We start from the raw sequence: 21332 nt of genomic DNA on the forward strand, positions 1-21332 counted from the left end.
TTAAGCCTTTTTCTCAACCTGCTCTGGGCGGAAAGTCCGCAATACCCAGATAAAGCAGGCGATAATGATAAAGGCGCTTGGCGGCATCAACAGGATACCCATAGGCTGATACCAGCCGCCTTCACTGATCAGTGGCATAATTTGTACGCCGAACACTGAACCTGAACCACCCAGTTCGCGGATAAAGGCGACGACCAGCAGTACCACGCTGTAGCCTAAACCGTTACCGATACCATCCAGGAAGCTCATCCCCGGAGTACTCTTCATCGCATAGGCTTCAGCACGGCCCATTACGATACAGTTAGTGATGATCAGGCCAACGAACACTGACAGCTGCTTCGATAAATCGTAAGCGTACGCTTTCAGGAACTGGTCAACGACGATTACCAGCGACGCAATAATCGTCATCTGTACGATAATCCGCACACTGGACGGAATATGGTTGCGAATGGTCGAAATAAACAGGTTAGAAAATGCCGTTACAAAGGTCAGTGCCAGACACATAACCAAAGCAGTGGACATCTGAGTTGTTACTGCCAGCGCAGAACAAATACCCAGTACCTGCAGCGCAATCGGGTTATTGGCAAAAACCGGCCCGAACAGTACGGTTTTGATTTCTTTTGCATTAGCCATTGCTTAAGGCTCCTTGACGTACTTTAGCCAGGAATGGACCAAAACCATTCTCACCGATCCAGAAAGTAAAGGTGTTCTGCACGCCATTGGCAGTCAGCGTTGCACCTGATAAACCATCAACCTGATGCGCAGATTGCGGATCAGCATTACCTGGCTTCAGGATAGATAACGCCAGCTCACCGGCCTCATTGGTCAGTTGCTTACCGACAAACTGGGCTCTCCAGCGTGGGTTCTCGATCTCACCGCCTAAGCCTGGTGTCTCACCCTGCTCATAGTAGTTCAGACCGATAATGGTATTACCATCCACTTCCAGCGCCAGGAAGGCGTGCATAGTGGACCACAAGCCATAGCCATGTACCGGCAGCACGATCGCTTTCAGATTACGCTCAGTATCATACGTCAGATACACAGGCGCAAATTCAGAGATGCGGCGGATAGAGGCAACATCATCAGGCTGAGCCAGAGCCCGGCCATCTTTCAGCGCTTTACGGTAATCAAAATTTTCAGCACAGCTGCGGTCACAGCTGGCATCAATTTCACCCGTGCTCAGGTTCACCAGACGGGTTTCGATATGCTGGTTAAACAGCTCTGCTACCCGGGCGGCTGGCGCACTGCCCTCAACCAGACCGACGCTGCGCAAAATGTTGATTTGCGAGTCTAACTTTTTATTCGCTTGCTGAGCTGGTCGTAATTGTACCGCCGCAGTAGACACCACGATGGCACAGACCAGACATAAAGAAATTACTACGATCAGCGTTTTGCTGATGCTGTCGTTATTACTAGACATTACGTGCCAGCCTCCGCTTGATATTGGCTTGCGCCACGAAGAAATCGAATAAAGGAGCGAACAGGTTAGCAAACAGGATCGCTAACATCATGCCCTCTGGATAAGCCGGGTTAACCACACGGATCATCACCACCATAAAGCCGATCAGAATACCGTAGGCCCACTTGCCCTGGTTGGTAAAAGATGCCGATACCGGATCTGTCGCCATAAAGAACATACCGATGGCAAACCCACCCAGCACCAGATGCCAGTGCCACGGCATAGCAAACAGCGGGTTAGTGTTCGAACCAATAGCATTAAACAGGTAGCTGGTCAGGATCATACCGACCATCACACCCAGCACAATACGCCAGGACGCAATGCGGAAGTAAATCAGCGCCAGACCACCGATTAACAGCGCTAACACAGAGGTTTCACCGACTGAACCCGGAATAAAGCCCAGGAACGCATCCCACCACAGTTGGGTGTTAGCAGCATAGTCCAGTTCGCCCATCTGCGCTTTACTCAGCCAGGTGGCGCCTGAATAACCGTCAGCAACAGTCCATACCGCATCACCGGAAATTTGTGCCGGGTAAGCAAAGAACAGGAAAGCACGACCAGCCAGTGCCGGGTTCAGGAAGTTACGGCCTGTACCACCAAAGACTTCTTTGGCAACAACGACACCGAAGGTGATACCCAGCGCAACCTGCCACAACGGAATAGTGGCGGGCAGAATTAACGCAAACAGGATTGAACTGACAAAGAAACCTTCGTTCACTTCATGCTTACGGACAGAGGCAAATAAAACTTCCCAGAAACCACCGACAATAAAAGTTACGGCGTAAATAGGTAAGAACCAGACGGCACCGTAGAACATCTTGCTACCCCAGCCGGAGTCAGCAGTTAATTCACCGCCTAAGGCTGAGAAAATCGCTACCTGCCAGGTATCCGGCGTCGCAAAACCCTGCGCCAGCGCCAGTGCTGCCTGATGGCCGATGTTATACATGCCGAAGAACAGTGCCGGGAACAAGGCTAACCAAACGAAAATCATAATCCGCTTCAGATCGATACTGTCGCGCACATGAGTGCCGTTTTTGGTAACGTAGCCAGGCGTATACAGCACTGTCGCTACAGCCTCGTATAAGGCGTACCACTTTTCGTATTTGCCGCCTTTTTCAAATTGCGGCTCAATGCGCTCTAAAAAATGCTTTAAGCTCATGATTAGCCTTCCTTCTGGATGGTCGTCAAGCAGTTGCGCAGAATGGTGCCGTAGTCATATTTGCCTGGGCACACATAGGTACACAGCGCCAAATCTTCCTCGTCCAATTCCAGACAACCTAAAGTTGCTGCCTCGTCAGTGTCGCCGGCAATCAGGTTACGCAGTAACAGCGTAGGCAGGATATCCAGCGGCATTACCCGCTCGTAGTTACCGATTGGTACCATGGCGCGTGACGAACCGTTAGTCGTGGTCGTCAGATTGAACAGCTTTTTCGGGCTTAAATGGCCCAAATAAGCGCGGGTTACTGAGTGCTTTTCGGCACCAGGTGCAATCCAGCCCAGGAAGTGTTTTTCAAAGCCTTCCGCCAACACTGAAACCTGAGTATGGAAGCGCCCTAAATAACCGTGCACACCGTGCGCTGTAGTACCAGCCAGTACTGAGCCAGAGATAATACGATTTTGACCGTCAGCAAGTTCACCGGCTGTCAGCTCAGCGGTCGACGCACCCAGTACGGTTTTCACCAAACGTGGATTTTTCACTACAGGACCAGCCAAAGCAACCACACGCTCACTGTGCAGCTGACCGGTGGTAAACAGCTTACCGATGGCAATAACGTCCTGATAGCCAAGGTGCCAAACAACCTTCTTGGCGCCAGCACCATCCAGGAAATGGATATGGGTACCAACCAGACCAGCCGGGTGTGGGCCGTCAAACTCAGCGACAGTAACCTGGCTGACGCTAGGGATACTGCTACCCGCTTTTTTAGTCAGGTAAGTCTTACCGTCGGTTAAGCGCGAGATCACCGTTAAACCTTGCTTAAAGGCTTCGGCATCGGCATTGATTATCACTGCAGGATCGGCGGCCAACGGATTGGTGTCCATTGCATTGACGAAGATAGCACGTGGCGTACTGTCAATGGCCGGAGATTGGGAAAAGGGCCGGGTACGGAAGGCAACCCATAAACCCGAATCAACCAGGTTTTGTTTTACCTGTTCTGCACTCAGGGTAGCCAGTTGCTCGGCCGGATACTGCGTGAAAGTCTCAGCCGCATCGCCTGACACCGCAATCACTACCGATTGCAGTACGCGTTTGGCGCCACGATTGATTTCCTTCACCGTACCAGCTGCCGGAGCTGTGAATTTCACGCCAGGGTTTTTCTTATCTTCGAAAAGCACCTGACCTTTTTTCACGCTGTCACCCACTTCGACCGCCATGGTCGGACGCATACCTACATACTCTTCGCCGAGTACGGCGACAGTAGTAATGGCATTGCCCGTAGTGATCTCTTGTTTAGGACTGCCTGCAAGGGGAATGTCCAAGCCTTTTTTGAGTTTTATCATACGTACTTGCACTACTATTTTGGGAAGAAACAGGGCCTAGTTTTTCAGCTGCGCCAGCGCAGCACACCTGGTTTGCGTTTTGCACCACCTGCAATTGTACAAAAGTTAACCAGATACACGTATTAAAGTCGCGAATTTTAGCACTAATACCGTCTTCTATCCATGGTATTACCAAAAATTCTGTGCCAATTACCACCTGTCGGGGGTAGAGAAAAACCGCCCTCGGGCGGTTTTTGCGGCTTTGTCAATACGACTAATTGACCAGATGCTGTAATGGACTCAGCGGTGACACATCCGCCTCGTAATCCACATGCTGGTAGCCAAAGCCGAACAAACGTAAAAACTCATTATGGTAGCCGACATAATCGGTCAGACTATCGATGGTGTCTGTCGTGACCTGGCCCCATAAGTCTTTCACCGCCTGCTGCACATGATCGCTTAGTTCTTTGCCGTCCATCCGTAACCGGCCGGCATCGTCCAGTTGCGGGGCTGTCGCATATAAGCCCTGGCGGAACAAACCATTAATCTGTTCAATACAGCCTTCATGGGTACCCTCAGCTTTCATCACTCGATACAACAGCGAGATATACAGCGGCATAATTGGAATAGCCGAACTGGCTTGAGTCACCAGGGCTTTTAATGACGCAACATAGGCTTTACCCTGCTGCGCACTGAGCTTAGCGGTAATGGCAGCGGCAGCGCGATCCAGATCTTCTTTTGCCTTGCCGATTGTCGCCTTGCCGTAGATTGGCCAGGTGAGTTCCTTACCAATATAGGTATAAGCTACCGTCTGACAGTTGTCTGCTAACACACCGGCGGCATGCAGTTGATCCAGCCAACGCTCCCAATCTTCGCCACCCATCACCTTAACGGTATTAAAGATTTCTTCGTCATTAGCCGGCTCTACCGACACCTCTTCAATTTCACGCTTCGACGTATTCAGATTCTTGGCGGTATAGGCCTGACCAATAGGTTTGAGTACCGAGCTGTACACCTCACCGCTCACCGGATCTTTACGCCGTGGTGCGGCCAGACTGTACACCACCAGATCAATTTTCCCCATTTCGTGACGGATCAAATCAATCGCTTTGGCTTTTAACTCATCGGTAAAGGCATCGCCGTTTAAGTGCTTGTTCCATAAACCTTCAGCATCGGCAGCAGCTTCAAAGGCGGCAGTGTTATACCAACCGGCAGAACCGGTTTTACCCTCAGTCGGTTCTTTTTCAAAGAAAATACCCAGGGTCGCGGCACCTGAACCAAAGGCGGCAGTAATGCGTGAGGCCAGGCCATAACCGGTAGAGGCGCCGATCACCAGCACATTCTTTGGACCACCGCTTACCGGCCCCTGCTGCTTAACATAAGCAATTTGCTCTTTTACATGCTCCGCACAGCCAACCGGGTGTGCGTTAGTACAGATAAAACCACGAATCTTTGGTTGAATAACCATAGCCAATCCTGTTGTTGTCTTTATGAAAAGTGTCGCTAGTGTAAAACTTTACCGCTAAAAACAGGTCGGATCAGCAAAAATCGTGCTCAGGACGCTTTTTCGGCTTTACTGCCACCAAAGCACTTCGGCGAAACCGGCGGCTTTTCCGCATAATATTCGTACCATTCCGACGGCGTGTAAGTATGTAAAGCCAGGGCATGGATTTTCTCAGCCAGCTCTTCCGCGACAATGGCATTTACGGCACGGTGGCGCTGTAATAAGCGCATGCCTTCAAACTGCGGGGTCACAATCACCACCTTAAAATGCGATTCCGAACCCGGCGGCACATTATGGTTGGCACTCTCATTGACTACGTCCAGATGAATAGGGTTAAAAGCATCCAGTAATTTTTGCTCTATTGCAGTATGGATTAACATCTTGTCCAGCTCCTGTTGGCGTCCTGAACTTAATTTTAGTCAAAGCCGACCGCTTTGTCCCCAGTCGATCAAGCTACAGCAGCTGGATCTTGGCTAAGCTGATAACGGCATTATAAAAATAATTATTTTGACGCTATGTATCGAAAGGTCAGATTGATCCGCTCCGTATTCGCCGCCGCCTGCTTCGGTAAGCGATGCTGCCAGTATTGCTGACATTCGCCCGTCATCAACAGCAAGCTGCCGTGCGGCAGCATCAGCTGCAGCTGACAGCCCAGCTCACGATGTTTTAAATCAAAGCGGCGCGGATAGCCCAGACTGACCGAAGCAATTTGCGGCGCAACACCCAGTTCCGGCTCATTATCAGCATGCCAGCCCATATGATCCTGACCATCGGCGTACTGATTTAACAACACACAATTAAACGGCAGCTGTAAGGCCTGACTTAGCTGCAACGCCAGCGATTTGACTGCCGGATGCCAGGGCTCTGGTAAAAAGTCGGTGCCCGAGTAACGATATTGACAGTGGGGCTCCCCCATCCACACCTGCCGCCTTGGGATTGGCACTGCCTTACCATAAAGCCGGATGCTGGCACGCTGCCAGGCTAACTGCTGACTTAACACTTGCTGTAGTTGATCTGCCGCCGTGGCCGGCAAAAATGCCGGCCAAAGCTGCAGTTCAGCCTGCGGTAAACTAAAGCATTGCCGTTGCTGATTGCGGTTGTCGCTGGGGGTGGCTCGTGTCAAAATAGCGCCCTCTCTGTTCTGAATAGGTTGTTATGAATACTCTGTTTACCCGCGCTGACTTACAGTTGCAACTGGCACGTTGGCCACTACAACAGCCTAATCACAGTTTACAGGCCTGGGATGCCGCTGATGAACTGTTACTGGATCGCGCCCTACCCGCGTTAAGCGCTATCACCGCCAGTGGCAGAGTCGCCAAGATCCTGATTTTAAATGATAGCTTTGGTGCTCTGTCCTGCGCGCTTGGCAACAGTCAGCAATATCTGGTGCAAGACTCCTATATCGCCCAGCAGGCCTGCCGCCATAACCGGCAACAAAATGGCCTGACGCTGGAAGGCATTACCGAATTGACCAGTCTGGATAGCTTGCCCGCTGCCCCCGATTTGGTATTGCTAAAACTACCGGCTAATCACAGTTATCTGGCCTGGCAACTGTCAGCACTGAGTCAGGTACTCAGCGCCAATACCCAGCTGCTGATTGCCGCCAAAGCCAAAGATATTCACCGCAACGTATTGGCCATTTTTGCCCGCTATATCGGTCCGACTCAGGCCTCGCTAACCCTGCGCAAGTGCCGTTACCTGGATTGCCAATGGCAGCCGGGATTACCACATACTGCCCCGGATTATCCAAGCCGCTGGCCCTTGCCTGAAACCGGCTTTATGCTGGTGAATCATGCCAATGTGTTCGCCCGCGACAAACCGGATATCGGCGCCCGCTTTTTTCTGCAACATTTACCCACGGTCACAGCCGGACAACAAGTCATTGATTTAGGCTGTGGTAACGGCATGTTAAGCCTGCAGCTCCTCGCGCAGCAAGCAGACTGTCAGCTGCTACTGACGGACGAATCTTATATGGCCGTCGAATCGGCCCGGCTCAGTGTGGCAGAAAATTTTCCTGCCGCGCTATCGCGTTGCCGCTTTGTGGTCGATGATTGTCTGAGCCAGCAAGCCGATAACAGTGCCGACTGGGTACTCTGTAATCCACCCTTTCATCAGCAGGCTGCAGTGACCACCCATATTGCCAGTCAGATGTTTTACGACGCCAAACGGGTATTAAAACCCGGTGGTAAAATCAGAATTGTCGCCAACCGCCATTTGCCTTACCGTCAACAACTGGCAAAATGCTTTGGTAACTGCCGGCAATTAGCGGCTAACCCGAAATTTATTATTCTAGAGTCCACCAAAAGGAGTTAACTATGCGCTATTTATGGCTGACGCTGGCAATACTGCTGGCTGGCTGTGCCACCCAGGTGCCGTCTTTTATTGTGGCACCCCAGATCTTCTGGCCGCAGCAAATGGAGCTAAACGGCAAGGTATTTAGTTTTGCACTGGTCGATCTTCGCCCCAGAGCTCAGACGCTGACCATCCGCCAGGGCAGCAAAGAACAGCACTACCGCACCAGCAATGATGTGCGCGCCCAATTGGAACAAACGGTAGCCGCTGCGTTACAGGAAAAAGGTGCGACGCTGAATAGCCAGAGTCCGGTACAGATGAAAATCCAGATCAATCAATTGCAATCTAATGTAATTCAACGGCCGCTGGATCATCAGGTCACTAACCAGGTAACAATGACGGTTTTTATCCAAAGCGATAATGGATCCTTTACTAAATCCTATGCCGGTGACAGTAACTTTACCTCGCCGTTAAAAGTTGACCTGGCTGCCGTTGAGCGCGAATTACGGGTACTTACCGAGCAGGTATTAAATCAGCTGCTGCAGGACCCGGCCTGGAAAGATGCCCTGAATTAACGGAGGTCACAGATGCGTATTCTGCTTTGCTGCTTATTGCTACTAAGCCCGGCCTTATCAGCCGGGCAGTTTATGCAACCGGATAATCTGTTTCCTAAAGTCCAGCTGATGACCTCGCATGGCGACATCGTGGTCGAGCTGGACCGCAGCCGGGCGCCGTTAACGGTCAATAACTTTCTTAGCTATGTGAAGAAGAACAGTTACAACAATACGGTGTTCCACCGCCTGATCCCGGGTTTTGTGCTGCAGGGTGGTGGCTATAACCCGGACTTCAAAGCCATCGAGACCTTAAAGCCGGTTTTTAATGAGTCAGGCAACGGCTTAAAAAATCAGCTGGGCAGCATTGCTATGGCCAGACAAAGCGATCCGCACAGTGCTGATAGCCAGTTCTATTTTAATCTGAACGATAACCCAAGCCTGGACCCTGGCAGTCGCTGGGGCTATACAGTGTTTGGTCAGGTGGTATCTGGCATGGACGTGCTGGAAAAAATTCAACAAATCGAAACTGAAGTATCAGAGCAACTGGGCTGGCCGGATGTACCAAAAGAGCCGATTATCCTGAAAATGGTCGTGTTGCTGCCGCAGGAATAGCCGCCCCTCCAAACTATCCCGCTCCAGATTAAGCTGCAGAAAAAACGCCGCTGGCCCCGCAGGGTCAGCGTTTCTGCACTATACTGAGGCAAAGGTCGCCCGACCGGAGCAGGAGCATGCCACAAGGTTTTATTGAGCAAAAATCCCGCCAGCTGGTTTTTTATGCCTCGCGTTTTTTGCGCGGCCAATTGCCGCAGGCAGAATTGCATCTGTTTATCTGGGACACGCTGGAGGAATGGGCCGCGCTGCCGGTGCGTCCTGCCTGGCCACCCAGTTATCAGGAGCGGGTGTTCTGGCATCTGCTGCATCAGCTGGAATATTGGCCGGAACAGCAATTACGCGCCGACCGACAACTGAAGCGCCGGCTGCAACACTGCCTCGGTTATCTGGCCGGCAAAGGCCAACGCCCGGCCGATTGCGTCGGTTTACGCCCACTTTAAGCCAATTTTCTGCAACCAAAAGGCTTTGCCGCCGCCTTAGTCTCTGTTAAGGTCAGCCTCAATTCTCTGCAAGGTTTTTTTATGCTCTCAAAACAACAAGGTGCGGCACAAAGCTGGCGCCAGGCGCTTGCCAGTTATCAGGATATCCGGCTGCTGTTTATTTTTTTTATGGGCTGTGCTTCCGGTTTTCCCTGGGTGTTAATCAGCTCCAATATGAGTGGCTGGCTGAACGACGCTGGCTTGTCCAGGGCGGCTATTGGCTACTTTGGCTCCATCTTTGTGGTTTATGCGCTGAATTTTCTCTGGGCGCCGCTGTTGGATCGGATCAAACTACCGCTACTCGGCCGCTATCTGGGACAAAGACGCAGCTGGATCCTGCTAATGCAAAGCCTGATGTTGTTAGCCACGCTGGCTATTGCCTACACTAACCCCGGTGAAAGCCTGCTATTTACCTCATTATTGGCGATGACCATTGCCCTGGCGTCTGCTACCCAGGATGTGGCGATCGACGCCTACCGGATTGAGCTGATTGGCGATGATACCATTCGGGTGGCACCGGCGGCAGCGATGGGAGTGATTGGCTGGTGGACCGGCTATTCACTGCCGGGCTATCTGGCGTTTAGCCATGCTGATCAGTATGGCTGGCCGGCGGTCTATCTGGGTATGGCCGCGCTGATCGCTTTGTTGATGATCTTTACCCTGCTAAGCCGCGAACCAAACACAGAACGTGAGCAGTTACAGCAAGCTGCCGCCGCGCGTTATCAGGCATCGCTGGGCCGCACTGCCGGCAAACCCTACCTGGTCTGGTTATCGGTTACGGTATTTGAACCCTTTGTGGAGTTTTTCCGCCGTAATGGCTGGCAACTGGCCATCCTTATCCTCAGCTTTGTGTTCTTATTTAAGATTGGTGAAGCCTTTTTGGGCCGGATGTCGATCCAGTTTTATAAAGAAGTGGGATTTAGCAACGAACAGATCGCAGAATACTCCAAGCTGGTTGGCTGGGTGGCGACTATTGGTTTTACCCTGATTGGCAGTGCTATCAATATCCGTTTTGGTATTATCCGCGGCCTCTTTATCGGCGGTGTGGCGATGGCAGCCAGTAATCTGATGTTTGCCTGGATTGCGCTGGCAGGGCCGAAACCGGAGCTGTTTATTGCCGCTATTCTGGTAGATAACTTTACCGCAGCGTTTTCTACAGTGGCCTTTGTCTCATTCCTGACCTGGCTGACCGGCCGCGCCTTTACTGCTACGCAGTACGCCTTACTGGCGTCATTAGGCAATCTTGGCCGTACCACGCTGGCGTCCTTTAGTGGTGAGTTGGTCGATGCTTTGGCGGGTAACTGGGCACTGTTCTTCGTGATCACCGCGCTGATGGTGATCCCCGGCTTGTGCTTATTGCTGATTGTCGGCAAGAAATTACAGCAACGTGAACAGCAACGAACCTCAACCTAGCTCAAGAACGCAACAGGCCGCATTATGCGGCCTGTTGCTTTGCTGAAGATTAATTACTGGTAACCTGCCTGAGTCCCTCTGCCGGATCCACTTCCAGCGCCTGACAATACCGCACGAATTCCACCACATCCAGCCGCCGCTCCTGATTCTCCACCTTACCGATAAAGGAATGTGGCGTACCCAGAAGCTCGGACAAGCTGCGCATCGTATGTTTCTTTAGTTGGCGCTGTTGCTTCAGCCAGGCGCACAACTTTTTATTCTCATCCGAAATAACGCTTTTTGTACCTTTCATTTTTTTTCTTCTCCCAGCGTGTTACGCTTTGTTTTAATTATGATATCGCTGCGTCCTGCACCTGACTCCAGACCGAACTAAGCCGGCCGCAAAATGTGTGGTGTCTTAATTAATATCATAGCTTGCGACGAGCGTACAGCTTGGCGCGACAAAAAACAGACCGCGGGGTCAGAAAATCATCTAAAGGGCACAGGAGATCACCGATGGTAAGACTGCTGTTTCTATTACCGATACTGATGTGTCTGGGCTGGTACCTGTTTCTCAGACACTATCAGATCCCGCTAAAACAGGGCATAAAAGGCTTTAGTTATATTATCGCCTTTAATGCTGTACTGGGGCTGATCTTGTGGGGCTTGCTGATCCTGACCAACCGTTAACGGTTGATCAGGTAAGGGCATATTGACGCCTTAAGCATCAAACGGAGAACGAAGAGCCACAACCACAGGTGGTGGTCGCGTTAGGGTTTTGTACAACAAAACGGCTGCCCTGCAAGCCTTCGGTATAATCGACCACGCCGCCCATCAGGTACTGCAGACTCATCGGATCAACCACCATGGCGACGCCCTGCTTTTCGATCAGCAGATCGCCTTCGTTTACCTTTTCATCGAAGGTAAAACCATACTGGAAACCCGAGCAACCGCCACCGGTAATATAGACCCGTAATTTCAGTTCAGGATTTTCCTCTTCGCTCACCAGAGCAGCAACCTTGCGGGCGGCAGCATCGGTAAATTCTAACGGGATTTGCATTTCAGACATGATGGCTCCAACCGGGTTACAACAGCGTGGATTATCTAATACCTGACTAATTTATTCAAGTATTCCGGGCGCTCACCTGTTAACTGCGCCGCGGGTTTTGCCAGCCAGGCGCCCTCCCTCAGTAGCCATAGCGAACACGCAGCCGACAAATTTTGTGTTAAACTTCTGACACTAAAACTAAAAACTGAATCTTTGTTATGCGGCGCTGGCAAGAGCAGCTGCCCGCCCTACAACGGCGGCTGGCGGTTCCTCAAACTTCGTTACAACTTTGTCTACTGGGTATGCTGGGCGGCCTGATCGCAGCGCTGCTGATTATTCTATTCCGGCTGGCCATTGTCGGCATCCAGGGTTTCTTTTTGCAGCACAGCGACGACTTTAGCAGCATCAGTGCCGAGTACCGCTGGTTGTTACCGCTGATTGGCGCTACCTTAATTGGCTTAATCGCGCTGGCAACCGGCTATAAACACTACCGGCTGGGTATTCCTTTTGTCATTCACCGCATCAAAACGGCTTACGGCATTATGCCGTTTCGCAATACTCTGAATCAGTTTTTTGGCGGCATTCTGGCACTGGCCAGCGGTTTCTCGGTTGGCCGCGAAGGCCCGTCGGTGCATCTTGGCGCCTATGGTGCCAGTACTGTTGGCCGCTATCTGCAGCTGCCTTATAACAGCGTGCGCATTCTGGCCGGTTGCGGCATTGCGGCCGCGATAGCGGCGTCTTTTAATACCCCGCTGGCGGCGATGATCTTTGTGATGGAAGTGGTACTGCGTGAATACCGTATTCATGTCTTTATTCCGGTGATGCTGGCCTCCGTCGTCGGTGCCATGGCGACCCAGCTGGTATTTGGCCACGATAAAGAACTGGCAGCGCTGGAGATTATCAGCCTTAGTGTCTGGCATTTTCCTTATCTGGTGCTGTGTGGTGTGGTGATTGGCGCCTTTGCCTGGTTATTTAACCGTAATTTAATGCGGATGCTGCAATGGTTCAAAAACTGGCCCTTATTGCTGCGGCTGGCACTGGCGGGTGTGATCACCGCTGCGGTTGGCTATGTTATTCCCCATGCGATGGGCGCAGAAACCGGCGCTATCCAGTTTGCCATCGACAGCCCAACTGCAGTGCATTTGTTGTTGCTATTATTAGCCGGCAAAATGATTCTGACGCTCTGTGCCATCGGTCTGGGTGTACCCGGCGGCATTATCGGTCCGATCTTTGGTATGGGTGTCGTTTTGGGTACCATCCTGGCGATAGTGCCGGCAGTACTGGTTGATAACACCAGTAACTCGGGCACCTATGCGGTATTAGGTATGGCTGGCTTGATGGCAGCCACCCTGCATGCGCCTTTAGCAGCGCTGGTGGCGGTAATGGAGCTGGCGGCAAACCAGCAAATCGTGTTGCCGGCCATGTTGGTGATTGTTACCGCCTATGTCACTACAGTGCAGTTCTTTAATAATAGATCCATCTTTATGACCCAGCTCGATTTTATGCAGCTGCCCTATAAGCTGTCACCGGCGGATGATGTGCTGCAAAAAGTCGGGGTACTGGCGGTGTTAACTCAGGATTATCAGCTGCTGGCCGATCCCGATGAACACAGCGTGCGTCAGGTATTGGCGCAGCTACAGCCACCGCAACAGTTACTGATTAAGCGCCATGAAGGTGACAGCGTGCAGTTTTATACTGCCCAATATGATGTCAGCTTATCACTCAGTGGCGACAGCAGTATTCAGTATGCCACAGTAAAAGGCTTGTCACATCAGGCAACCATGGCTGAAGTGTTGCATGAACTGGAAGATCGCCGTGAAGGGCTGGTGTATATTTACCAGCAAGAACCGACCGAACCTATTGGCATTATCCGCTGGGACCAGTTGCGGGCCCTGCTGATTAAACAGAATAATTTAATATGACGCTAATCCTCATTTACAAAGCCCTGCATGTGTTTTTTATGGTGGCCTGGTTTGCCGGTATTTTTTATTTACCGCGGCTGTTTGTCTACCATGCCGAAACCCAAAGCCCGGACTGCGATGCTACCTTTAAGGTGATGGAGCGACGCTTACTGTACTTTGTTACACCTTTTGCCATCCTGACGCTGGTATTTGGCTTGCTGTTGATCGTCAGCTACGGCTGGGCCTGGTTCGCGGTAAGTAGCTGGCTGCATTACAAACTGCTACTGGTGACAATACTGTATCTCTACCATGGCTACTGCTTTAAATTACTGGCCGACTTTAAACATAACCGCAACCGCCGTTCTGCCCGCTTCTACCGTATTTTTAATGAGCTACCGGTCTTGCTGCTGTTGGCGATTATTTTACTGGCAACACTGAAGCCGCTTTAGCCAAAGTCGGCTTTGCCGTATAATCAGCCAGCCGTGTTGCAACGCCCTACGACAAGTGAGCATCCCGATGAGCTTTAAAGGTCAGCATATTCTGTCGGTCAAACAATTCGACCGCGACAATATCCAGTATATTTTTCAGATCGCCCGTAAGATGGCGCCCTACGCCAGCCGGAAAAAACGCACCAAGGTCTTGGATGGCGCCATCCTCGGTAACTTATTTTTCGAACCCAGTACCCGCACCCGGGTCAGCTTTGGTTGTGCCTTTAACCTGTTGGGTGGCGAAGTCCGTGAAACCACCGGTATGGAGTCCTCCGCCTTATCCAAAGGTGAGTCCTTGTATGATACCGCGCGGGTGATCAGCAGTTACAGCGATGTGATAGCGATGCGCCATCCTCAGGCTGGCTCTGTCGCAGAATTTGCTGAGGGCAGCCGGGTACCGGTATTAAATGGTGGCGACGGTGCCAATGAGCACCCCACGCAAGCCCTGCTGGACCTGTTTACCATTGAACGCGAACTACAGGCCTCGGGCCAGAGTATTGATGGTATGCATATTGCGATGGTCGGCGATCTGAAGTTTGGCCGTACCGTGCATTCGTTATCTAAATTGCTGGCACTGTATAACAACCTGCAGATCACCCTGATTTCGCCACAGGAGCTGGCGATGCCGGATGAAGTGGTCAGTGCCCTGGATAATGCCGGTCACCGCTTAACCATTAGCGACAAACTGGAAGGCAATCTGAATGCCGATATCGTTTATCAGACCCGGATCCAGGAAGAGCGCTTCCCGTCAAAAGCCGAGGCCAACCAATATCGCGGCAAGTTCCGGCTGAACCAGGAAATTTACACCCGACACTGTAAGTCCAATACCGTGATTATGCACCCGCTGCCGCGCGACTCAAGGCTGGAAGCCAACGAGTTAGACAACGATCTGAACCTGAATCCAAACCTGGCCATTTTCCGCCAGGCGGATAACGGTATTCTGGTGCGGATGGCGTTATTTGCCTTAACCCTGGGCGTGCAGGATCTGGTGCAGGATTACGAATGTACCGTGCCCTGGTACACCAACAAGTAAGCCGTTATAGGAATTGTTATGTCTTTATCATCTGAATTATTTCAACGCGCGCAGCGCACTATCCCGGGTGGCGTAAATTCACCGGTGCGCGCCTTTAAAAGCGTTGGCGGTGAGCCTTTCTTCGTCGCCAAAGCCGAGGGTGCCTACCTGTTTGATGTCGATGGCAAACGCTATATCGACTATATCGGCTCCTGGGGCCCAATGCTGCTGGGACATAACCACCCGGCAATCCGTGAAGCGGTGATCCGTGCCGCCGTCAATGGCTTAAGTTTTGGTGCGCCTTGCCCAGCGGAAGTAACCATGGCAGAAAAAGTGGCTGAACTGGTACCCAGCATGCAAATGTTGCGGATGGTCAGCTCGGGTACTGAAGCGACGATGAGCGCAATCCGACTGGCGCGCGGTTATACCGGTCGCGATACCATCGTAAAATTTGAAGGCTGTTATCACGGTCATGCTGACTCCTTACTGGTCAAAGCCGGCTCTGGCGCCCTGACGCTGGGCGTACCCAATTCACCGGGCGTACCGGCAGACTTTGCCAAATATACCCTGACCTGTGAGTTTAATAATCTGCCACAAATTCAGCAGTTATTTGCCGAACAGGGTAATCAGATCGCCGGTATTATCGTCGAGCCGGTGGCCGGCAATATGAACTGTATTCCGCCTGAGCCAGGCTTTTTAGAAGGGCTGCGTGCGCTCTGTGACGAGTACGGCAGTGTGCTGATCTTTGACGAAGTCATGACCGGCTTCCGCGTGGCGCTGGGTGGTGCTCAGGCTTACTATGGCGTAACACCGGATTTAACCACACTGGGTAAAATTATCGGTGGCGGTATGCCGGTAGGCGCCTTTGGTGGTAAAAAGGAAATCATGCAAAAACTGGCCCCGTTAGGGCCGGTCTATCAGGCCGGCACCCTATCCGGTAACCCTATAGCAATGGCGGCGGGTTTAGCGGCCCTGACTGAGATCAGCAAGCCGGGGGTGTACGAGGCATTAACCGAGAAAACTTCCCAACTGATTAAAGGCTTAAGCCAGACTGCGGCTAAACATGGCGTACCAGTCAGTTTTAACCAGGTTGGTGGCATGTTTGGCTTGTTCTTCACCAACGAAGGGCGGGTCAGTAACTATCAGCAAGCGACCCGCTGTGATATCAATGCCTTTAAACGCTTCTTCCATCTGATGCTACAGCAAGGGGTTTATCTGGCACCTTCAGCCTATGAAGCTGGCTTCCTGTCGCTGGCACACAGTGCTGAAGACTTAAAGGAAACCATTGCTGCGGCCGACTACGCTTTCTCGGCATTATAAAGCGCCAACAGTAATCGGGTTATACCAAAACGCCAGCGCTATGCTGGCGTTTTGGTATTCTCAGCTTAATCGCAATCCGCTAAACCCAATAGCGAGTTTTTATGGGCTGGTAACAGCCAGCTGTTGGGGCAGTATTCCGGCACCGGTAAACCGCTTTTGGTCGAAAAACGCTGCCACTCCACCTGCTCCGGCATATAGCGGATCAGATTCTGGCTGCCTTTCTGCCGGAAATAATCGGCAAATAAGCGTAAGGCGCCGGTACCACCGGTCAGGCCGGTACTCTTATTATCATCCCGGCCCAGCCATACTGTTACCAGGGTGTCCTGGTCAAAACCGGCAAACCAGCTGTCGCGGTAATCACTGGAAGTCCCGGTTTTACCGGCAAAGGTCGGTCTGGGCCAGCTACGCGCCAGCGACTGGGCGGTGCCGGTTAGGGTTGATTCAATCATCGCGTAGTGCAGCAGATAAATATCTTCCACTGGATAACGCCGGCTTGGCTGTTGTGACCTTTGATAGAGCGCGCTACCTTGCTGATCGGTCAGTGCCAGCACTGTGGCTAATGGCTGATGCACCCCATTGTTAGCAATAGTCTGGTATAGCTGGGTGACTTCATAGGGGCTTAAATCAATAGCGCCCAGTAAGGCTGAAGGATACAAATTGACCCGCCGCTCCAGCCCCAACCGGCGCAAACTGTCCTGCACCTTCGGCAGCCCGAGCTGCAAACCGAGGCGCACGGTTGGCACATTCAGCGAGTCGGCCAAGGAGCGCAGCAGAGAGACGTCACCGCGGAATTTTTTATCAAAGTTTTGCGGCTGCCAATCCTGATTATTGTTCCTTAGACTGATTGGGCTATCGTCCAGCATAGTGCCCAGCGTATAGCGACCGCGCTGTGCCAATGCCTCCAGATAAATCGGTGGCTTAACCAGGCTGCCAATCGGCCGGCGGGCATCCAGTGCCCGGTTAAAGCCGGCGAAACCAGCGGTTTTACTGCCAACCAGTGCCTTAATCGCTGCTTGCTGATAATCAACGACCAGCATCGCGGCCTCCAGCTCCGGATTCATCGCCGGCACCGTGTCGGCCACAGTGCGCTCAGCCTGAATTTGCGCCAGTGGATCCAAATAGGTAAAGACTTTAATGCCGCTATGCAACATCCGGCTATCCAGGTTCAGTTGCCGCAACTCTTTGCGCACGGCATCCAGATAAGCGGGGAAATTGGCATTCAGGAACTGGCCGCGTTCAATCACCCTAAGTGGTGTCGCAATGGCGCGCTCATAGGCGGTTTTATCCAGCAAATGTTGTTCAAACATCAGCCGCAGCACCAGATCGCGGCGCTGTTGCGCACGCTGTGGAAAGCGGCGCGGGTCATAGAAACCCGGACCTTTGACGATACCGATCAGCAAGGCGTACTGTTCCGGATTTAACTCGGCCAGCGGCTTACCAAAATAAAACCGGCTGCCCAGACCAAAACCGTGGATCGCATTATTATGGTTTTGCCCCAGATAGATCTCGTTCAGATAGGCTTCCAGGATCTGATCTTTACTAAAGCGGTATTCCAGCACCAGCGCAATAAAGGCTTCGTTGATTTTCCGCCACAGAGTACGGTCCTGTGTCAGATACATATTCTTTGCCAGCTGCTGGGTCAGGGTAGAACCGCCCTGCACCGTGCGCCCGGCACTCAGATTGACGAAGAAAGCCCGCACTATCGATAAGGGGGAAACGCCTCTGTGCTGATAAAAATCACGATCTTCAACCAGCAATAAGGTTTCTTTCAGTAGCTCAGGTACCCGCTCCAGCCTGACCAGCTCGCGGTCCTCCTGCTCAGCCGACACCAGATGTTCAATCAATTGCGGTTCCAGCCGGGCAAAATCAACCGCGCTATTCTGGCGCACAATACGGCTAACACCATTGCGGTTAAACTCAACACTAAACTGTTCAGCGGGGACTTCGCCCTCCAGGTAAACAAAGCCGCGCCGGAATATGGTAACGCTGCCGCCACGCACGTTAAACTGCCCGGGACCGGTTAGCTGGTCACTGCGCCGGTACTGCAACTGCTCCAGCTCCCGCACCAGATTGGCCTGAGTTAGAAACAGGCCCGGGTAGAGGGTCAGGCTGCGGCCATAAATTTGTGCCGGGATCTGCCATTTCTGGCCGGAGAAGGTACTGGTGATCTTACTGTCGAGATAAATCAGATAAATGCCCAGCCCGAGTACCAGCGCCAACGCCAGTTTCAGGCTGGTTTGCCAGATCAGGCGCCACCAGCGGCCCGGACGGCTGCTGGATACGGCTTTTTTGCTGCGCTTTCGGCTCATAACTGCATCGCTTTTTTAGTTTTGGTGGTCGGCAGCGCCGTCGCCGGATCGTCCGGCCAATAGTGTTTAGGGTAACGCCCTTTCATTTCCTTTTTTACCTCTGGCCAGGCTTGTTGCCAGAAGCTCGCCAGATCCCGGGTAATTTGCAGCGGCTGCCGCCCCGGTGACAGCAACGTCAGCGTCAGGGCCAGTTGCCCGGCCAGCACCGTCGGCGAAGCGAGTTGACCATACATTTCCTGAACCCTGACTGAAAAACCCGCTCCCCCCGGCAGGGTGTAATCAATACTGACCCTGGAGCCAGCCGGGGTTTGCCAGTGCTCCGGTAACCACTCGTTCAGTTGCTGTTGCTGCCGGTAACTCAGCTGCTGCCACAGTAAATTGTATAACGGCAGTTGTTGTAGCTCCGTCAGCTTATTCAGCTCGCCAAGGTAGGGGCCCAGCCAGACGGATAAGGTCGTTAGTAAGGCAGCATCGCTCAGATCCGGTAAGCTGCTGTCCACAGTGCGCGCCAGCGCCAGCCGCTGCTGCAGTTGCCGGCAATGGTCGTTAAACGGCAATAACTGCAGACCCTTACGCAGCAGATAGTCAAGCCAGGCTTGCTGTCTGAGCTGCGGGTCCAGCTGTAACTGCGCCGGCTTGCGCTGCAGTACTAACTGACCAAAGCGCAGTTGCTGTTCACTAAAAAATGCCTGCTTTTGCTCATCCCAGCCGCTGTAAGCTTGCCAGCTTAACTCAGGCCAGTCCGCCAGTACTTCGTCAAGCGTAATCGCTACCGCCTGACTAATGCGGTTTTGCTGCTGATAGTCGCGGCTGCTGCTCACCACCAACAAGGCTTGCCCCGACAAGGGATCATCCGGCGCCAATACTGCGCCACAGCCATTGGCCAGCAAATAGCCCTGGCCACGGCGCTGCGCCAGCCGATCCGGAAAGGCGCGTAGCAATAAGGTTGGCAGCAATTGCAGTGGCAAGGTCGTCAGCTTGCTCACGCCAAGCTTGCGGGCGAAGTGCTCAGCCTGCGGATATAAGCTGGCAAAAGGTGGCCGCCGCTGCTGTAACATTGCGAGTTGTTGATACAGGTCCTGCGTAGCGGGCCGGCTCTCTTCCAGCAAGGCGGCTAACAAGGCAGCCAGCCAACCGGCACCGGCGGTGCTTTCTTCCAGCTGCCTGGCATGCTGTAACATACTGGCCAGCCGGATGTCGGTACCAAACTGATACAGTTCACGACCATAGCGGGTGAGCTGCCCTTTAGCATCCAGCACCTGTAGTTGCTGCAATAAGGCCGTCGCCGCGGCCAGATTACCGCTGGCCGGGGCCGTTAACCAGTTTAACGCCTCTGGCTGACAACCCCAGACGGCCAGCTCCAGCCGCAGCTGGGTTAATTCCGCCAGTTCAATCTCCGGCGGCTCGAAAGCCGGGCGGCGCTGCCATTGCTCCGGCGTATCCAGCCGGTAGCAAATACCCGCTGCCAAACGACCGGCGCGACCGGCGCGCTGCACCGCTGCAGCCTGGCTAATGGCAACGGTTTCCAGTTTGGTCAGGCCATTACGCGCCTGATAGCTGGCCCGGCGCGCCTGGCCACTGTCTACCACCACAGTAATGCCTTCAATGGTTAAGCTGGTTTCGGCCAGATTAGTCGCCAGCACAATTTTATGCTGGCCGGCCGGTGGCGCGGCAATAGCGGCTTGTTGCTGCGCCAGGCTGAGGCTACCGATTAGGGGCCAGACTCGCAGCTCAGGCGGCAAGCCCTGGCTCTGTAACCAAGTGGCGGCCTGCTGAATTTCGGCCTGACCCGGTAAAAATACCAGCAGATTGCCGCCGTGCTGGCGATAAGCCTGCAATGCCAGCTTAGCGGCCTGTAGTGCCAGCGGCTCTTTCGACACCGGCGTCGGCGGCTGATAGCGGATCTCAACCGGGTAGCTGCGACCGTCGCTTTGCAGCAACGGCGCCTGCAAATACTGTTGCAGTGCCTGACAATCCAGCGTCGCCGACATCACCAGCAGCTTTAACTGTTCATTCAGTTGCTGCACCTCTAACGCCAGCGCCAATCCCAGATCGGCATGCAGCGAACGTTCGTGAAATTCGTCGAATATTAAGAAATCCACCGTAGATAACAGCGGATCTTGCTGAATTTTGCGGGTTAAAATGCCCTCAGTCACAATCAATAGCCGGGTAGTAGCGCTAAATTGACTGTCCTGACGGATTTGATAGCCCACTGTTTTACCGACCGGCTCACCCAGCTGCTGTGCCAGATAGGCGGCAATGCTGCGTGCCGCCAGGCGGCGCGGCTCCAGCAACAGGATCTTCTTACCGGCAAACTGGGGCTGCTGTAACAGATACAGCGGCAAATACGTCGATTTGCCGGCACCCGGTGGCGCCGACAGGATGACGCGGTTTTGCTGTGCCAGGATCTGGCACAGCTGAGGCAGGATCTCTACAACAGGTAACAAGCTATAGCTCTCTCAGACAGCGGCAGCACACTAAGCG

21 protein-coding genes are annotated in these 21332 nt (G+C 52.9%); 10 read left to right on the forward strand and 11 right to left on the reverse strand.

Annotated elements, in window-relative coordinates; all coding sequences use genetic code 11:
* The 7 genes from A9165_RS00595 to A9165_RS00625 all read right to left on the reverse strand — a co-directional run bounded on the left by A9165_RS00595 (position 1) and on the right by A9165_RS00625 (position 6564).
* Positions 1-633, reverse strand: coding sequence for an NADH:ubiquinone reductase (Na(+)-transporting) subunit D (locus A9165_RS00595; protein ID WP_008607199.1), 633 nt, complete (start codon positions 631-633; stop codon positions 1-3).
* The gene (locus tag A9165_RS00600) at positions 626-1420 is read right to left on the reverse strand and encodes a Na(+)-translocating NADH-quinone reductase subunit C (protein ID WP_008607197.1); all 795 of its coding nucleotides are present in this window, start codon (positions 1418-1420) and stop codon (positions 626-628) included. Before A9165_RS00600 ends, A9165_RS00595 begins: the two co-directional genes overlap by 8 nt.
* A complete protein-coding gene (locus A9165_RS00605; RefSeq protein ID WP_008607193.1) occupies positions 1413-2618 on the reverse strand; it encodes an NADH:ubiquinone reductase (Na(+)-transporting) subunit B in 1206 nt (401 codons plus the stop codon). The genes A9165_RS00600 and A9165_RS00605 overlap by 8 nt, the downstream gene beginning before the upstream one ends.
* Positions 2619-2620: 2 nt before the next feature.
* Entirely contained in the window at positions 2621-3958 is a 1338-nt protein-coding gene (locus A9165_RS00610; RefSeq protein ID WP_039925024.1) for a Na(+)-translocating NADH-quinone reductase subunit A, read from the reverse strand.
* Between the two features lie 253 nt (positions 3959-4211).
* Positions 4212-5405 (reverse strand): enoyl-ACP reductase FabV, encoded by a 1194-nt coding sequence (gene fabV, locus A9165_RS00615; RefSeq protein ID WP_008607190.1) that lies wholly within the window; start codon positions 5403-5405, stop codon positions 4212-4214.
* Positions 5406-5491: 86 nt separating this feature from the next.
* Positions 5492-5821, reverse strand: coding sequence for a BolA family transcriptional regulator (locus A9165_RS00620; RefSeq protein ID WP_008607189.1), 330 nt, complete (start codon positions 5819-5821; stop codon positions 5492-5494).
* A gap of 122 nt (positions 5822-5943) precedes the next feature.
* Positions 5944-6564, reverse strand: a complete 621-nt coding sequence (locus A9165_RS00625) for an alpha-ketoglutarate-dependent dioxygenase AlkB (RefSeq protein ID WP_065954564.1) — start codon at positions 6562-6564, stop codon at positions 5944-5946.
* A gap of 32 nt (positions 6565-6596) precedes the next feature.
* Between A9165_RS00625 and A9165_RS00630 the strand changes: the two genes are divergently transcribed.
* The 5 genes from A9165_RS00630 to A9165_RS00650 all read left to right on the forward strand — a co-directional run bounded on the left by A9165_RS00630 (position 6597) and on the right by A9165_RS00650 (position 10791).
* On the forward strand, positions 6597-7754 hold the full coding sequence (locus A9165_RS00630) for a methyltransferase (protein ID WP_008607185.1): 1158 nt from the start codon (positions 6597-6599) through the stop codon (positions 7752-7754).
* Between the two features lie 2 nt (positions 7755-7756).
* A complete protein-coding gene (locus A9165_RS00635; protein WP_065954565.1) occupies positions 7757-8308 on the forward strand; it encodes a YajG family lipoprotein in 552 nt (183 codons plus the stop codon).
* 12 nt (positions 8309-8320) lie between these two features.
* The gene (locus A9165_RS00640; protein ID WP_008951267.1) at positions 8321-8899 is read left to right on the forward strand and encodes a peptidylprolyl isomerase; all 579 of its coding nucleotides are present in this window, start codon (positions 8321-8323) and stop codon (positions 8897-8899) included.
* 116 nt (positions 8900-9015) lie between these two features.
* The gene (locus A9165_RS00645; RefSeq protein ID WP_008607181.1) at positions 9016-9339 is read left to right on the forward strand and encodes a hypothetical protein; all 324 of its coding nucleotides are present in this window, start codon (positions 9016-9018) and stop codon (positions 9337-9339) included.
* A gap of 81 nt (positions 9340-9420) precedes the next feature.
* Positions 9421-10791 (forward strand): MFS transporter, encoded by a 1371-nt coding sequence (locus A9165_RS00650; RefSeq protein WP_065954566.1) that lies wholly within the window; start codon positions 9421-9423, stop codon positions 10789-10791.
* Between the two features lie 49 nt (positions 10792-10840).
* Here the strand turns inward: A9165_RS00650 and A9165_RS00655 are convergent, their stop codons facing one another.
* Positions 10841-11083 (reverse strand): helix-turn-helix domain-containing protein, encoded by a 243-nt coding sequence (locus A9165_RS00655; protein ID WP_008607175.1) that lies wholly within the window; start codon positions 11081-11083, stop codon positions 10841-10843.
* A gap of 203 nt (positions 11084-11286) precedes the next feature.
* On the opposite strand from A9165_RS00655, the gene A9165_RS16860 reads away from it, so the two are divergent.
* Positions 11287-11460, forward strand: a complete 174-nt coding sequence (locus A9165_RS16860; protein WP_176714582.1) for a hypothetical protein — start codon at positions 11287-11289, stop codon at positions 11458-11460.
* 37 nt (positions 11461-11497) lie between these two features.
* Here A9165_RS16860 and erpA read toward each other — a convergent pair whose 3' ends face one another.
* Entirely contained in the window at positions 11498-11839 is a 342-nt protein-coding gene (gene erpA / locus A9165_RS00660; RefSeq protein ID WP_008607171.1) for an iron-sulfur cluster insertion protein ErpA, read from the reverse strand.
* 197 nt (positions 11840-12036) lie between these two features.
* Here erpA and A9165_RS00665 point away from each other — a divergent pair, with 197 nt between their 5' ends.
* The 4 genes from A9165_RS00665 (at position 12037) to hemL (ending at position 16539) form a co-directional block, all read left to right on the forward strand.
* Complete coding sequence (locus A9165_RS00665; RefSeq protein WP_065954567.1) at positions 12037-13740, forward strand: chloride channel protein; 1704 nt, start codon at positions 12037-12039, stop codon at positions 13738-13740.
* Positions 13737-14168 carry a CopD family protein gene (locus tag A9165_RS00670; protein ID WP_065954568.1) on the forward strand — a complete coding sequence of 144 codons (432 nt, stop codon included), beginning with the start codon at positions 13737-13739 and terminating at the stop codon, positions 14166-14168. Before A9165_RS00665 ends, A9165_RS00670 begins: the two co-directional genes overlap by 4 nt.
* A 67-nt stretch (positions 14169-14235) precedes the next feature.
* Entirely contained in the window at positions 14236-15240 is a 1005-nt protein-coding gene (locus tag A9165_RS00675) for an aspartate carbamoyltransferase (RefSeq protein WP_065954569.1), read from the forward strand.
* 18 nt (positions 15241-15258) lie between these two features.
* Positions 15259-16539 carry a glutamate-1-semialdehyde 2,1-aminomutase gene (gene hemL, locus A9165_RS00680; protein WP_065954570.1) on the forward strand — a complete coding sequence of 427 codons (1281 nt, stop codon included), beginning with the start codon at positions 15259-15261 and terminating at the stop codon, positions 16537-16539.
* A gap of 65 nt (positions 16540-16604) precedes the next feature.
* On the opposite strand, the gene mrcB is transcribed toward hemL, so the two are convergent.
* The gene (gene mrcB / locus A9165_RS00685) at positions 16605-18848 is read right to left on the reverse strand and encodes a penicillin-binding protein 1B (RefSeq protein ID WP_065954571.1); all 2244 of its coding nucleotides are present in this window, start codon (positions 18846-18848) and stop codon (positions 16605-16607) included.
* Positions 18845-21295 carry an ATP-dependent helicase HrpB gene (gene hrpB / locus A9165_RS00690; protein ID WP_065954572.1) on the reverse strand — a complete coding sequence of 817 codons (2451 nt, stop codon included), beginning with the start codon at positions 21293-21295 and terminating at the stop codon, positions 18845-18847. The genes mrcB and hrpB overlap by 4 nt, the downstream gene beginning before the upstream one ends.
* Between the last annotated feature and the right edge of the window lie 37 nt (positions 21296-21332).

The sequence above is a fragment of the Alishewanella sp. HH-ZS genome (genome assembly GCF_001704375.1).
Lineage (GTDB): Bacteria > Pseudomonadota > Gammaproteobacteria > Enterobacterales > Alteromonadaceae > Alishewanella > Alishewanella aestuarii.